Below are 14,591 nucleotides of genomic sequence, written 5' to 3' on the forward strand. Positions count from 1 at the left end.
TGTAATAAATCTAATATCATTAAACAAGTGAAAAATAGTTGAAATATATCCCCCAATATCAACCTTTTTCACCAAATCTCCAGCTCCTCTCTTTACTGCAATAAGTACAATACCAGCATTTACCAAAGACGCTATGCTTTCAGAAATTATAATAACTTTTCTTGTTCTCACTTCATGTAAAGTTACATTTTTCTTTAGTGATTGAAGTAACTGATCTTTAGTTATCGTTTCGTTATTCTTTTTATTTTCTTCGCAAATAATCGTAATTCTGTGAGCAACAGAAATTACGTAATTAATCATCTCTGCTAATGCTGTCTGAACTCCGACTGATCCCAAAAAATCCAATTTCGCATAGTCTATTCCTGACTCACATAATTCCTTGATAATATCCGAATCTACCAACAACTGCAAAAATGGTAAGCTTAATCCTTCTTTCGAATACTCGTCAGATTTAATATGGTAGGCTTTCTTAATAAATGCTATACCTATTGTTGCCTTTGATTCTTTATATCTTTTTACCGTATATTCAAACATCTTTATCGGATTTGCCTCAGCTATAGCAGCTAGCTTACCCGATGTGTCCTTTCCTACATGTAATGTACGAAATGCATTGTCTTTTCCAAGTGACATAGTATTTGTTAAAATATTACAAGTTCCAAATAAATAACCCAACCAAGGATCATGTCCTAATGTCTTGGCTCTATGATTCGTTCCGCTAAGCTTCACATTAAATTTTTTTTGTACCACTCACCACATCGTATGGAACATGATTTATATCTGCTATTTCTTGAACTGAGGCATGATAATATCTTGAGTCCTTTGTTTTGTCGCTCTCCGCCTTATTCTTCATGGTACTTGCTTTATCCTTATCATATACAGATTTCTTAGCCTCATCAGCGGTAGTATTGTGTGACGGTCTATTCTTCTTACTTTTGAATGCATCAAAATTAACAGAGGGTTGTAAGAATTGACGAATCATTTGCAATACTACTGCAATAAAAATAAAAAGAACATCTGTTTTATTCAAACCTGTTAGACTTTTGAATTTACTTTCAATATCATCGTATTCTTTCTCAAGTTGAGCCATCCTCCTCAGATAATAAATCTTCCATTCTTAAAATCGTATCATACCCTTGGCTGTTAACATACTCTACTAAAGAGGCATAATTCGATATCTCAGGAAGTATATTAATTGATTCGACAACCGCTTCGCTACCAGTCATCTTCTTATGAGTATCCATACGCTGTTCTGCAAAATCACTAGAATGATCAGCCATAAATTTCATGACCATTATCATCTCTTTTTCTCTATACGAAATCATATTTATGTCTCCTCATTCAAGGCCTTATTGATTACAGATGCTGGACAATTTATAGCATTCAAGAGTTTGACTAAACAATTTATCTGCCTTTCTAACTCTTGTTTTTCAGCATGCATTTTATTATATGCATCAAACAAAAAATCTACTTTTTCTTCCAAGTCTTTTTGTAATTTATACTGCTTCAAAATAACTTCGTTATATTTCAAAATTCTCTTATTTACATCTACATTAAGAAAATCATCAATCTGTATTGAAATATCTTGTGCAAATTTCTTTGTTTTTTCTTTGTATTCAGTGAATTTATTACTCATATCTTTATGCATTATTTCATCTAATTCTGTTACACGCTGTTGTAAATTAGAAATCCAAATGGTAAGTTTCTTTTTTCCTTCTTCAAGTTTCTTCTTCTGCCTCATTGATTCTTGGTTATCTTTTTGATATCTTTTTACTTTTGCATTCCTTAACATTTTTAATGCGAGTGGCAATGCCAATGCTGGAATCGATACAATATTTAATCCAGTAATCATTCCTAATCCCAGTCCGCCAACTGCCATTGCCCCTCCAGTAGCTAGCCCGCTGGAAAACATTCCTGTGGTAACTGAAGTTCCTACTGCTGCTGCGACCGTTCCCCGACTATGGATGCATAACTCATATATTTTTTTGTAACATCTGATTCCTTATTTTCGAGATTTTTAACCAATGAGGGTAAGGATGATTCTTTTAGTTCCACTGGTTTAGAAATAGAATTAATATAAGATAAAATTTCTGTTGCATCATCATCAGCTTGTTGATATGCCTCTAAAATATCTTCAATAGTTTCTGTACTCTTTTCCATATTCTCCTCCACATTTTTACTATTACGCTCTAATTACCTTCTAGATAACCTTTTTTATACCCTTTCTCCTAACTATTTTATATCTTCCTTGACTAGCAGAGCAACACACTCGACATGCTCACCATTGTCCAAACCAGTCTTAATAACATCTCCAACATCCATAATGTTTTTTAAACCTTAAATAAGATTTAGATAAATTTGTTTTTATTTGTAGGTTAAACCATCATGAAATGTCAATTCACAGATAGTTTTACTTATATATTTATACAGTCTTTTTGTATTTATAAATCATCCTCTTAAAATCTCGTCTATCTGCTCCGCTTCGATTTGTTTTTGTAAATCATCAATTTTTGTTTCAATATAGTTTTTATGTTTTATCCACTTTAAACCTATAAAATTTGGTAACAATGATTCGAGAAATCCAATCCAAGCTGAATACATAGGTACTGCACTACCTGACCAACTACAAGAAGTAGGTGTTAATGGTATTTTTTCAAAGTCTTCGAACAACGGATTATTCTTAAGAAAGAGCAAGATATACTCTTTTTTTCTTTTGAACTCTAATTTTGACACAACTGAAAATAGGCAATACATTTTTGCTTCATCATTGAAGAATCGTTGAATACATTGTCGAATCCACATATCTTGTCTTTCTAACAGCTTTTTCTCATTTTGCTTTGGCAATAATAAAGATTCTAAAAAATACGGTACTGACAACCTAGAATATTGACGGTTTCTTATCAACTGCTCAAAGATTTTATTATATATTTCTACAAAATCGTCCAAATCAAAAAAGCAACAATGCTTTTCTTGATGGTCACTAAAAGAGTCACTATTTATTAAATAATCTATATACTTGTCCAGTATAGAAGGTCTAACCGAATATATTTCCTTCAAAAATTGTCCGTCATAATCATGATGTTTATCATATGACAACATAGCATAGTATATTTCTTCAAGCAATTCTAAATTACAATTAAATTTCTGAATCACTTCCCTTGGTGTATTATGATGATAATTAAATAACAAGCCAAAATAAATATCCACGATAAAAGAGGAATACTCTTTTTTATCCAAAATAATTTTGCAACCTTCTATTAATGCTAATTCATCTATTGCATTATACTTATCCAGAAAATCTACATCACGCATTGATGATGAGGTAATATATCTGTCAGAAGTATCTTTCAAAAAATCATAAAGCCCTTGTAAATGTTTTTCTGTAATTAATCCCGGCGGTAATTCATGATAATATGCATATGTCCAAGCATTTTTCTGACTATATTCTTCACTAATAATAATTTCATACACTTCTGAATCGGATAATAATGAAAATAAATTGTCTACTAGATGGTATGGATGTAAATTGTTTGGTGTATCGTTTTTGATATAATATTTAATTGCATCAACATACAAATCTGCTTTATCGGAAATAGCATCAAAGGCAATGCCTAATCCTTCACCGACCTCCCAATATGAATGGTTATCTAGCTCAGAAATACCGTTGCAAACATCAATTAACTTCTTAAATATCTGTAAATCACAATTCAAAGTGTAATGATTAATTGATTGCTGCTTTTGTTTTCTATTTTCTTCATAACCAGTTTCTTTATAATCTGGTCCTTTAAGAAGACAATATAATTGAAAGCTCTCTCCTTCAAAATATTCAGAAAACAAGGATTCACAATAATAATTCATTCTGCTAAAAACTTGCACTATTTTGTCTGCTAAAAGGTAATTTGCCAATTTATCTGGTGGAAAATTTAACTTCAAAATTAATTCAATATATTTTAAATCAAATTGTAAAACAGGAATGCTTATATCGGCAATAATGCCACCATAAGAACTAAGAATTTCCCTAACTTTTTCTCTATACTTTTCAATTTTACTCAAAGAAGTTAACGATTCCCAAATTAACTCACGATATTTTTCAACACCTTTAGACATAGTTAATGGAATCTGATATATGGTTATTGCATTCTTTCGTCCTTCCTCCGCTGGAGAAAAATTTAACTTCAGAAATTCTTCTGCTATCTGCAAAAAAATTATTACAATAAATTCTTGTTTCCAATCATTTGAATATTCTATTATTTTTTCAAAAAAAGTTATTTGAGTGTAAAAACTATTACGAAAAGAAGCCCTCTGAATACCAAAATATATATTAACTGCATGGTAAAATTCCATAAATAAATCTGGTCGCTTTAGATAATATTGAAAAAACAAATCACAAGCGGTTGGTAAATCAGTCATATCTGCAAATCCACCAAGAATTTTAATGATATCATTTTCCACATGTTGATAATTTTTTCTTTTTTCAGTATCTATATCGATCCATTCACAAATCACTCTTTCTTCAGATTCAATTTCATTTTGCAAAAGCAAAAGTGTTTCCGTAGGATTAATGCGAAAAAAGACTTTTACAAATTCAAAGAAGATTGGCGATTTTTCTGTTGATAATTCATCCCATAATAACTTTATTTCTTTCTCAGCAAAATTTAAAAGTGCCTTATTTTTAAAAATATTAAGTAACGTATTAACAGAAGATACAGTTCTCTCTCTGTAACTTGAAAAGCAAGCTTTAATCATCTTCGACAAACTAAGTAATTTTTTGTCAAAGAAAATATATTTTAACAAATAATTAGACAAACATTGATCAGAAAAACGAACAGCTTTATCATTACAAATATCGACAATCTCCCGCTCGTGAAGCATACGGATATTTTCAATGAAACTATCTCGATTTAACCCTTTTTCCTGTAAAATTGGTAAAAGTGCATCAATATAATCTAAATGAATTGCTTCAAGAAAAGCAATTATACCAGAAGTTATACACAGATTTTTGTCTATAAAAAATTGATTATTTTCTAAATTAGAACCATAATAGTCTTCATATAATTGTGACACATCATCAATAGACTCCAAACGATTTGAACTGCATGCTACTTTCCCAGCAAGTATAGCAATACGAGCATTTCCTTCTGCAATTCTTATAATTCGTTCTTGATAGTCTGAATTCAAAATGCCCAATGAAGTTTCAAGTAATTCCTTAATCTCATTCTCTGAAAATACATTTACATTCACAATTTCATAAGAAGTGATTGCTCGAACATCGTTTATCACTTTTTGAAGTGCATAATCCCTTACTGTAATAAGTATTTTTACATTATATCCCTCTGGTTTCATACTAACGTATCGGATAATATGCTGCAGTCCTGACAATTGATTGGCATCATCAATAAAAAGAAAATAATCTCCTGGTTTATCTAAAAAAAGTTTTAAATCCTCGTATATTGGTAATGCATTACTATGAATACAGTAAGTCTTTTCATTCTTAGCATCTGCATGATTTTTTACATAATGCAAAGCTAAACGTGTTTTTCCCGTACCTGATGAACCACTAAGTATAACAACATCCACTTTAAGATAAGCATTGATGATATCTTGAAATTCTTTTTCTCTGAATAGAAATTTAGTGTCAATTGGAGCAGCCATTCTATTTGCATTGTAACTATTAATAAATTCATCATATGATTGAATTTGATCTGTACTTATTGATATTCCCAAAAAATCACGTGAAAGATTATGATGGAAAAGATATATATCTTCTGCAAGCTTATCAATTCCGATAATTACAAGCTTAACTCCAACATCTTCACACAGTTTTTTTACTTCACTATCTTGAAAGGGTGTAAGGTTTGATGAAGTATGACAATAAATAATTTCAGAGATTTTGTCATATGGAACACCTGTCTTTGCTGTATCAAGACATTTTTCAAGGTCATCCCTAATTTTTGCAAATAAGTTTGTCCTTTGAGTTGTGTATTCAACAAAAACATACTTTTCATTTGATGCAATAAAATATGTATCAGGTGTACCTAAAGTGGTCTTTCGTGTACCTGCTTCTCCACCAAGAGATACTATACTCGGATAGCCCGTTTTATATAAATAAGAATCACAAAGATTTTGAAATGAACCTGCATCCAGTTGTAGTATTTTTTGTTTAATACTTTCAATATTAGCCACTGTCTATAATCCCCCCTATTGTTTTAATATTACAACATCTTAAAGTGCTTCAACGCATCCAAAATAGCTTCTTCCTTTTCAATTGAGCACTGTAGAACTTTCTGGTTCTCGTTCTTTGAAATATTATAGTGTTCCCTAACTTCTAAACCATGCTTTTTCTTAACTTGTGCAATGTACAGAGTAGATACTTTAACCCCAAACTTTTCCAAAACATAGTTTTGAATTTGTTTATATGTTGCCTTACTTTCAGCACTTGTTAAATCCATATCATCCATCGGAAGTTCTACACTAATATATTTCTTAGAATCTAGTTTTGAAAGCAACACAATTGTCTCAACATGCTCATCATTGTCCAAACTTATATTTAGATCCTCATCAATGATAGGTAGCTTAAAAGTAATGGATTTTAGCCATTGTCCATTTGGTTGCTTCTCTTCATAAATTTGAATTTCAGAAATCAAAGCTGTAATTAACTGTCTACGCTCTACATCATTCATTACCTTGTAAAGTTTATCAAAATAGATCAAAATCTTATATATGTTATCTCCTGTAAGTTTCTCAGCTTCAATAGTTTGTTTCTTTGCTTTCGCATCAATTAACAATGATTCTAAGTCTTCAATCTTATCATACATACGATAAAGTCTATCGTCTAAGTCTTGTTTTCTTCGTTTGTAGTGCTTATCATCAGCATCCAAATTATCTATTTCCTCAATTAGCTTAAATTTCGTAGAATGACTCTTCCTCAATTCTTTCTGGTAATTATCTATCTCTTTTTCTATTTCAGAGGTATCTACCTTCATGTTAATTTTTTCTTGCATCATAGAAGCAAATTTGGGATTGCTTACTATCTTTATAATTACCTCAGCAACTGCATCATCTAACAATTCTTCTCTGATTTGTTTATTGTAAGTACATTTATGACCTCTTATCATATGCCTATGTTTACAGCCATAGTAATAAAAATCTTTATACTTTGTACCATCTTTCTTTTTCTTAATACACTTGTTTCCAAACATTCCCACTCCACATATTGGACATTTTACAATTCCTGAAAGCAGATGTGTGCGTGTATCTTTCCCTTTATTCACATGCTCATATTTCTTTGCTTGAGATTTTAACTTAACTTGAGCTGCTTGCCATAGCTCATCAGAAATTATAGCTTCATGAATACCTTCAGCTATTAAATATTCATCTTGTTCAACTTGCTTATATTCATTTCTTGTTCCATGAACTTTTTCTAAAGTTCTTCTTCCAAAGGCTATTTTCCCGTTATATACAGGGTTTTTTAATATCTTTCTTATAAGACCTGCGTCGAACAATGGATTTTTCCCATTTTGTCTTGGAATTTTTCTTATACCATGATTTTCTAAGTATTTAGAAAGTCCATTGGCTCCAATGGTTGTATTTACATACTGATCAAAAATAGTTCGTATCGCAACTGCTTCTTCCTCATTGATTATCAATTTCCCATCAATCAGTTGATAACCGTAAGGAGCAAACCCTCCATTCCATTTGCCTTCTCTTGCCTTTTGAATACGCCCTTCCATCGTTTGAACACGAATATTTTCCCTTTCAATTTCAGCCACAGCTGATAAAACTGAAATCATCAATTTACCTGCATCTTTAGATGAATCAATCCCATCCTCAACACAAATCAAATTGACTCCAAAATCTTGCATTGTTTGTAGAGTTGATAAAACATCAGCAGCATTTCTTGCAAATCTTGACAGCTTAAACACAAGAACAAAAGATACTCCATCCTTTCCGGATTTTATATCTTCCATCATGCGAGTAAACTGTATTCTTCCCTCAATAGATTTTCCAGACTTTCCTGCATCTTCGTATTCTCCAACAATTTCATAATCATTATAAAGAGCGAAAGCCTTCATTCTTGATTTTTGTGCCTCTAAAGAATAGCCATCTATCTGTATTGATGTAGATACTCTTGTGTAGAGGTATACTTTTATTTTTTCTTTTGACATAGCATTAACCTCAATATATTTCTCTATATCTTTATAGTTTCTAAAAAAGTTTGGACTTATATCTCAAGTATATTATAGCACTTTTATTTCTTTTTCTCAATCTGTGTTTTTGCCATGTCAAAAATATTTTCATTTTCAATGTTATTACTTACTGGTATTGGATCTGGCAGATCATCCAAATCTAAAACACCAGCATACTTTGTAATAAGATTTGCTATCAAATCAGCCAATCCATCCCAGTCTCTATCCACAGGCACACCCCCTTTCTTCAAACTCTTATATAATCAATCTATAGCTTTCTTATCTGACTAAGTTTCATGACATTGACGGGTGCTTTGGATCAGCAACATTGGAATCTCACCACCGCCCCTGTTAAGATGAGCCGGCTTTCACTAAAGAAGTATCATTATCATTACTCAGGTCATAGCTCACAAAGTATCCTTGTTCTTTGCTTTAAGAAAATTTATTTATCGCTCGTTTCCTTATATCCTTATCTTTGACAGTATTCATTTAAACCGAATTTTTTCAGCAGGAAAGTCTTGGCGTAAATTTCTTACGCTCACTAAGTAATTAAAAGTCCCGTCATGGTCTATTCAGTTGTCAAAGAACAAATATTTGAAAGGGATTTTCTTTACATCTTCCTGTTTGCATAAATAGGCTATATCTCTTATCAAAGTAAAGGAGGTCAAACTCCCCTTCACTTTACATAAGGAAAATTTGACCCCTTTGGTTACCGAAGTTTTAAAGTTCTTCGATAATTTTTTTCAGCTTTTCAAGAATTTTGTTTCTTCTTTTGATTAAAGCTGGATGTGTAATACTTTTGAGCTTTGCTACTGAACGAATAGTTTCATCATTGAAATACAAGCGTTCAATAATATCTCTTTCTTCTGCATTGAGCCTTGATATAGCACTTCTGACTGCTTCAATCATCATTTGTGTTTCCACAATCTTTTCTACATCAACACTTTCATCAACAATATTATCTATATAGTGTCCGTCATGATCCAACGATGAAAAAAAGAGCAAGTGGTTTTTCTTGTCCACCTGCTCTAAATACTTTTCGTGTTCTTTTTCTCGCCAGTAGACTTTATATATCTGCTCGCTGACTTTAACCCTTTGTCCGTTGACATAAAGGTAATATTCTTTTGGCATTTTATTTCCTCCATTTATTTTTTGTCTGCTTGTTTTTAGACAAAAAAGGAGGACTTCTGCACATAGGCATAAGAAGTCCTCTAAAATGAAAGAAGCTATATCTTTCAAAAGATTTTATATTTAATTTTTTATTATATTTTCCTGTATCAAAAAGATCTATGAACTATCTTCATAATATTAATAGACCATGAATAATACATTGTAAATTCCTCCATTACTGTTTAATCCATTTTTACTCCTCTCATGGGTACTCCATAAAATATCACTAAAGTTCCTACACTATTTTTTCAGAATCGTTAACTTATCACCTTTCACCAAAACAACCTCGTTATTACTTATTGGTTGCAAGGTTAATTTTGTCGAATATTGTTCTACAATATTACTTGTTATTTTTTGAAAAGGTGAATTCAAATAATGAGGAACAGTATAGAAATCTACTATCCTAAGTGCTTCATAATTACTTAAATTGGGGGCTTTTTTTATACTATCCATAGAACTTATATATTCAATATTAGGAGCTGTAATGACTGCTCCCGCAGATTCCCCTATATAAATTTTCCCCGAATTTATTGCATTTTTAATTAGTACGTCTGCACCTGTTCTCTTCATTTCCTGCAATAAAAAGAATGTATTTCCGCCGGTAATATAGATTATGTCGTTATCAGCTATCTTAGCTTTCATCTCCTTTTCATTTGCCGTTGATAAATCTAGTACATCAACAATCGCCCCTAAGTTTTCTAACGCTTTCTTTCCTGAATTCACAAAGAAATTAACTTTTTCAACATTACTTGCTGTTGGTATAAACACTATCTTTTTTTCATATAATTCACCTGCAAATTCAGGAAGAAAAGTAGCTACTTCTTTAAAATAAGATGTTAAAAATAATTTTCTGACCATTTGTTTTCACCTCATATTTTTCTTTCACTTATAGTATAATGTATATAGGTTTCAAAATATGACACCTTTATGTTTAGAGGAGATGTTTGAATGAATAAATCAGAGCGACTTAATGATATGATGATATATTTAAATAATAAGAGCTATTTTAACTTAACAGATTTGATGGAGAAATATAATATCTCAAGAAGCACTGCAATTAGAGATGTTCAATCTTTAGAACAGATTGGAATGCCAATATTTTCGGAACATGGCAGGTATGGACGATATGGAATTTTAAAAAACCGATTACTTTCACCTATTATTTTTACCACTGATGAAATGTATGCGATGTACTTCTCCATGCTGACACTAAAAGAGTATCAATCTACTCCTTTTGATTTAGACCTACAGAAACTAAAACTAAAATTTGAATCCTGTATCTCTAAAGAACATAAGCTGAATTTGGACAGAATGGAAACAGTATTCAGCTTTGCATCGTTAAAGCAAGTGAATAATTGTCCATTTTTGAAAGATATATTGTATTTATCAATTAACTATTCTGTATGTGATATTACTTATAAAAGCAAAAATAATGATTATAAATACACTGTACAATTTTTGAATATATCTACATCGTTTGGTCAATGGTATGTGACAACATATAATTATGATAATGACAAAATGCAAGTATTTCGTTGTGATAAAATTCTTTCTTTATCTATCAATGAAAATAAAGAGCCTGTTGACAACTATAGAATTGAAACTTTGAAAAAAACTAATTTCAAAGAAAAGAATTCTACTGATTTTGAAGTAAATATAACAAAAAAAGGTGTAGATTTATTTATAAAAGAAAATTATCCATCAATGTCATTAATTTGGTGTAACAATACACCGATTATCAAAGGATACTACAACAAAAATGAGGAAGATTTTATCTCAAGCTACTTTTCTATTTTTGGAAAAGAAATTATTTCAATTAATCCACCTGAATTAAAAGAATTGATTATTAAAAAAATAGAAGATAATATGACTTATATCAAATCTCTTTAAGTTTGTAGCTAAATTTTAAAGGTTTCAGAATTTGATACTTTTATTCTGTATAATTAAAGCATCCAAAAAAGGAGGTCTTCTGAAATGAATACAAAAACAGAATTTTTAAAAATTATGGCTGAACAAACAGAAATAGCTTTAGCAACATCTGTAAATAATGTTCCAAATGTGAGAATAGTAAATTTTTATTTTGAGCCGGCTGAAAATATACTTTACTTTTCGTCTTTTAAAGGAAACGACAAAATCAAAGAAATAAAATCAAATCCATATGTGGCATTTACCACAATTCCTCACTCAGGAAATGAACATGTTAAATCTAAGGGGATAGTTCAAAAAAGTTCCAAAACTATTTTTGATATTGCTGAGCAATTTATTGCTAAAATTCCGGATTATAAAGATACTATAGAATATGCAGGAAAATCCTTGATTTTATTTGAAGTAAGATTTGATACGGCTATAGTTACAAAGGATTTAGACACAATTAAAACATTACAGCTGTAAATTGTAACCTATTTACCAAGGTAAAAACCTGAAGATTAATAAGCTTTTATTTTTCAGGTCTTTTAATTGTTAATAAGATTTGCTTTATAATCTTCCAGTCACCCTCATTTTTTTCAATTCCAGGCTGAACTATAACACTTGCATTGCTTTGGTCTGTGTACCAAGATATTTAACCGCTGAGGATAATATGATATAATTTTGTTATAAATTTAAAATTTGCTTAATGCTTGCTTCCCTAATCATTCTTTTGTAGCAAGCACAGTAAGTGTACGGACACTTACGGAAAATTGACGAAGCAGCCCTTGGGGATCTGCTTCTTTTTTTATCAATTTTTAGCTTGTTAGGGAGAACCCTAAGACCCCGAAATACATTCAAAGGAGGAACTAACTATGGCAAATAGAACAAGAAACGAAAGACTTGAAATTAAACTAACTGAAGAAGAAAAGGCTCTTTTTGCAGAGAAAAAAAGACTTGCGAAGTGTAGAAACATGAGCCATTTCATCCGCAAATGCGTTTTAGAAAAGGAAATATATCAAGTAGATTTAGAGCCTTTTCGAGATTTACAAGGATTACTTTCCAACGCTACAAACAACATCAATCAGATTGCAAAGCGAGTAAATTCGACAGGCATAATCTATAAAGACGATATAAACGATATGAAAAAGCAGATTGAACATTTCTCAAAAGAGTTATGGCAAATTCATTCACTACTTCTTAATAGAACATCAGGAGATGATTAGTTTTTATGGCTATTACAAAAATACACCCAATAAAATCGACTCTTAATCTTGCTATCGACTACATTGTAAATGGAGATAAAACAGACGAGCAGCTTTTAGTAAGCACTCATAAATGCCATCAAGAAACTGCCCATACACAATTTTTAAGGACACGAAATGATGCAGGAACAAAGGGAAATGTTCTTGCAAGGCATCTTATTCAATCCTTTTTACCGGGAGAAACTACGCCTGAAATAGCACACCAGATTGGCATGGAGCTGTGTAAAAAGATACTCAAAGATGAGTACGAATTTGTCTTATCTACTCACGTAGATAAGGGGCATATCCACAATCACATCATCTTCAATAATGTAAATATGGTAACAGGTAGGTGCTACCAGTCTAACAAGAAAAGCTACCACCAAATCCGTTATCAGAGTGATAAACTCTGCAAAGAAAATAGCCTATCTGTCATTGACGAGTTTTACGAAAGCTATAAGAAAAAATATAAGATTAACGGTAAATCTTGGTATGAAAACGAACAGGCAAAACAAGGCACTTCTTGGAAAAGTAAACTTCAATTTGACATTGACAGAATGATAAAACAGTCAAAGGACTGGGACGAATTTTTAAAGAAGATGGCTGATCTTGGCTATGAAATCAAATACGGTAAGCACATTGCTTTTAAGCCAAAAAATAAGGCAAGATTTACAAGGACTAAAACAATCGGAGAAGATTATACCGAAGAAAGATTAAAAGAACGAATTGCAGAAAGAGAGTTTATCAAGACTCCCGCCGTCAAAAAACGCATCGGCAATGTTATTGACATGAACACCAATGCAAAGGTAAAGGAAAGCAAAGGCTACGAATATTGGGCAACCAAACATAACCTTCATACAATGGCTGAGTCTGTTATTTATATCAGAGAACATGGCATTAAATCCATTAAACAGCTTGACGAGTATATTCAAAAAGCAGCCGATGAAAGGCAAAATATACAAGAGAAAATCAAGGCTATTGATAAGGAAATGCAGAAGCTTTCCACCACTATGGAGCAAGTTCATACCGTTAAAAAATACAGAGTGTGCTACAAGGAATATACTGCTAATCCGTCTGACAAGGCATTTTTTGAAGAGTACAAAGCTCAGATTACCCTATATGAAAGTGCTCTCTCAGAGCTTAAAAAATCCTATTCCAAGCTCCCAAATTCAAAGGATATTTTAGCTGAGCTTGATAAATTACAAGAAAAAAAGAATAGCCTTATGCAAGAGTATTCTTCCTCAAAATCCACTATGGACGAGCTTTATAAGATACGAAAAAATTACGGAATTTATATGGGTAAGGAGATGGAGAGATAATCTTTATCTCCTTTTTTCGCAAATAAAAAAAGAGTCGGTGCAGTCCCAAGACCACACCGACCATAAGTTTATCTCTCAGCTTCTTTTGATGTTTCTTTCTTTTCTTTAGGCTTTTCCTTATCTTCAGCCTGATATTTTTTGATAGCTCCAAGTACAGACCCTTTCTTTTCTTCTTGCCCTTTCATCTGTTCTTTTGCCTTTAAGAGCTTTGAAGAAAGTACCCTGATGTTGGTATGTTCTTTACCGTTGTCATCAACAGAAGTTCTGATTTGTCCAAAAAGCTTAACAAAATCTCCCTGCTTAAAGTCCTTTGGAATATCACTCTTTTCTCCGTATGCGGAGCAATTATGATATACCTTATTGCCCTCATCATCTTTAGATACTACAGAGAAGTTTACTACTTGAAAGGCTTCGCCGTTCTTATTTTCTCTTTCAACTACATCGATCTTTCCTACAATATTTCCAACGATATTGACAAGATTATCTTTCTCCTCTTGAACATAAGGAAGATCTTTAATCTGCCCCTGTTCTCTTAAATCTTCAATCATGTAATCAAATTCCTCATGCAGTAAATTAACGGTGTCATTGTCCATATAAGCGTCATATAGCTTGTCCAAAGCACTTTCATCATTGATGCCTTTTTCCATGCTTATAATCGCCTTTACAAAGTCCTTGTGGTTATCATTTACCATATCTTCTATTTGATTTCTCATTGCTTTGTAATCCATGTTTTTATCTCCTTTCATGGCAAAAGGGAGATTGCCCTCCCC

The 14,591-nt window shown here is 31.7% G+C and carries 15 protein-coding genes; 4 read left to right on the plus strand and 11 right to left on the minus strand.

Features of this window, described 5'->3' with window-relative positions; all coding sequences use genetic code 11:
• From RG565_RS03010 to RG565_RS03055, 10 genes are all read right to left on the minus strand, one after another.
• Positions 1 to 747, minus strand: a 747-nt coding sequence (locus RG565_RS03010; protein WP_308937447.1) for a hypothetical protein, incomplete at its 3' end; no start/stop codon positions are given.
• On the minus strand, positions 728 to 1,087 hold the full coding sequence (locus RG565_RS03015) for a hypothetical protein (RefSeq protein ID WP_247937030.1): 360 nt from the start codon (positions 1,085 to 1,087) through the stop codon (positions 728 to 730). The genes RG565_RS03015 and RG565_RS03010, both read right to left, overlap by 20 nt.
• Positions 1,074 to 1,322: a hypothetical protein gene (locus RG565_RS03020; protein ID WP_247937029.1), complete on the minus strand. Its 249-nt coding sequence runs from the start codon at positions 1,320 to 1,322 to the stop codon at positions 1,074 to 1,076. Before RG565_RS03020 ends, RG565_RS03015 begins: the two co-directional genes overlap by 14 nt.
• Positions 1,323 to 1,324: 2 nt before the next feature.
• Positions 1,325 to 1,876 (minus strand): hypothetical protein, encoded by a 552-nt coding sequence (locus tag RG565_RS03025; protein WP_229311651.1) that lies wholly within the window; start codon positions 1,874 to 1,876, stop codon positions 1,325 to 1,327.
• A gap of 53 nt (positions 1,877 to 1,929) precedes the next feature.
• Positions 1,930 to 2,157, minus strand: coding sequence for a hypothetical protein (locus RG565_RS03030; RefSeq protein WP_247937027.1), 228 nt, complete (start codon positions 2,155 to 2,157; stop codon positions 1,930 to 1,932).
• Between the two features lie 288 nt (positions 2,158 to 2,445).
• Positions 2,446 to 6,180 (minus strand): ATP-binding protein, encoded by a 3,735-nt coding sequence (locus tag RG565_RS03035; RefSeq protein ID WP_247937026.1) that lies wholly within the window; start codon positions 6,178 to 6,180, stop codon positions 2,446 to 2,448.
• A gap of 29 nt (positions 6,181 to 6,209) precedes the next feature.
• Positions 6,210 to 8,162 carry a recombinase family protein gene (locus RG565_RS03040; protein ID WP_374989844.1) on the minus strand — a complete coding sequence of 651 codons (1,953 nt, stop codon included), beginning with the start codon at positions 8,160 to 8,162 and terminating at the stop codon, positions 6,210 to 6,212.
• Between the two features lie 83 nt (positions 8,163 to 8,245).
• Positions 8,246 to 8,413: a hypothetical protein gene (locus RG565_RS03045; protein WP_009643544.1), complete on the minus strand. Its 168-nt coding sequence runs from the start codon at positions 8,411 to 8,413 to the stop codon at positions 8,246 to 8,248.
• A gap of 490 nt (positions 8,414 to 8,903) precedes the next feature.
• Positions 8,904 to 9,314: a sigma-70 family RNA polymerase sigma factor gene (locus tag RG565_RS03050; RefSeq protein WP_247937025.1), complete on the minus strand. Its 411-nt coding sequence runs from the start codon at positions 9,312 to 9,314 to the stop codon at positions 8,904 to 8,906.
• 279 nt (positions 9,315 to 9,593) lie between these two features.
• Positions 9,594 to 10,211, minus strand: a complete 618-nt coding sequence (locus RG565_RS03055) for a peptidase E (RefSeq protein ID WP_247937024.1) — start codon at positions 10,209 to 10,211, stop codon at positions 9,594 to 9,596.
• A gap of 90 nt (positions 10,212 to 10,301) precedes the next feature.
• Here RG565_RS03055 and RG565_RS03060 point away from each other — a divergent pair, with 90 nt between their 5' ends.
• From RG565_RS03060 to RG565_RS03075, 4 genes are all read left to right on the plus strand, one after another.
• On the plus strand, positions 10,302 to 11,243 hold the full coding sequence (locus RG565_RS03060; RefSeq protein WP_247937023.1) for a YafY family protein: 942 nt from the start codon (positions 10,302 to 10,304) through the stop codon (positions 11,241 to 11,243).
• Positions 11,244 to 11,327: 84 nt separating this feature from the next.
• Positions 11,328 to 11,744: a pyridoxamine 5'-phosphate oxidase family protein gene (locus tag RG565_RS03065; protein ID WP_308937448.1), complete on the plus strand. Its 417-nt coding sequence runs from the start codon at positions 11,328 to 11,330 to the stop codon at positions 11,742 to 11,744.
• Between the two features lie 389 nt (positions 11,745 to 12,133).
• The gene (mobC, locus tag RG565_RS03070) at positions 12,134 to 12,484 is read left to right on the plus strand and encodes a plasmid mobilization relaxosome protein MobC (protein WP_247937022.1); all 351 of its coding nucleotides are present in this window, start codon (positions 12,134 to 12,136) and stop codon (positions 12,482 to 12,484) included.
• 5 nt (positions 12,485 to 12,489) lie between these two features.
• On the plus strand, positions 12,490 to 13,821 hold the full coding sequence (locus tag RG565_RS03075) for a relaxase/mobilization nuclease domain-containing protein (RefSeq protein ID WP_247937021.1): 1,332 nt from the start codon (positions 12,490 to 12,492) through the stop codon (positions 13,819 to 13,821).
• A 68-nt stretch (positions 13,822 to 13,889) separates the two neighbouring features.
• Here the strand turns inward: RG565_RS03075 and RG565_RS03080 are convergent, their stop codons facing one another.
• On the minus strand, positions 13,890 to 14,549 hold the full coding sequence (locus RG565_RS03080; RefSeq protein WP_247937020.1) for a DNA-binding protein: 660 nt from the start codon (positions 14,547 to 14,549) through the stop codon (positions 13,890 to 13,892).
• Between the last annotated feature and the right edge of the window lie 42 nt (positions 14,550 to 14,591).

The organism is Streptococcus sp. IsoGale021 (assembly GCF_031142795.1).
Classification (GTDB): Bacteria; Bacillota; Bacilli; order Lactobacillales; family Streptococcaceae; genus Streptococcus; species Streptococcus hominis.

Excerpts from the sequence above, each read along its gene's own strand:
- RG565_RS03015 (WP_247937030.1), bottom strand. The coding sequence starts at position 1,087 with ATGGCTCAACTTGAGAAAGAATACGATGATATTGAAAGTAAATTCAAA.
- RG565_RS03020 (WP_247937029.1), bottom strand. The coding sequence starts at position 1,322 with ATGATTTCGTATAGAGAAAAAGAGATGATAATGGTCATGAAATTTATG.
- RG565_RS03025 (WP_229311651.1), bottom strand. The coding sequence starts at position 1,876 with ATGGCAGTTGGCGGACTGGGATTAGGAATGATTACTGGATTAAATATT.
- RG565_RS03030 (WP_247937027.1), bottom strand. The coding sequence starts at position 2,157 with ATGGAAAAGAGTACAGAAACTATTGAAGATATTTTAGAGGCATATCAA.
- RG565_RS03040 (WP_374989844.1), bottom strand. The coding sequence starts at position 8,162 with ATGTCAAAAGAAAAAATAAAAGTATACCTCTACACAAGAGTATCTACA.
- RG565_RS03050 (WP_247937025.1), bottom strand. The coding sequence starts at position 9,314 with ATGCCAAAAGAATATTACCTTTATGTCAACGGACAAAGGGTTAAAGTC.
- RG565_RS03055 (WP_247937024.1), bottom strand. The coding sequence starts at position 10,211 with ATGGTCAGAAAATTATTTTTAACATCTTATTTTAAAGAAGTAGCTACT.
- RG565_RS03060 (WP_247937023.1), top strand. The coding sequence starts at position 10,302 with ATGAATAAATCAGAGCGACTTAATGATATGATGATATATTTAAATAAT.
- RG565_RS03065 (WP_308937448.1), top strand. The coding sequence starts at position 11,328 with ATGAATACAAAAACAGAATTTTTAAAAATTATGGCTGAACAAACAGAA.
- mobC (WP_247937022.1), top strand. The coding sequence starts at position 12,134 with ATGGCAAATAGAACAAGAAACGAAAGACTTGAAATTAAACTAACTGAA.
- RG565_RS03075 (WP_247937021.1), top strand. The coding sequence starts at position 12,490 with ATGGCTATTACAAAAATACACCCAATAAAATCGACTCTTAATCTTGCT.
- RG565_RS03080 (WP_247937020.1), bottom strand. The coding sequence starts at position 14,549 with ATGGATTACAAAGCAATGAGAAATCAAATAGAAGATATGGTAAATGAT.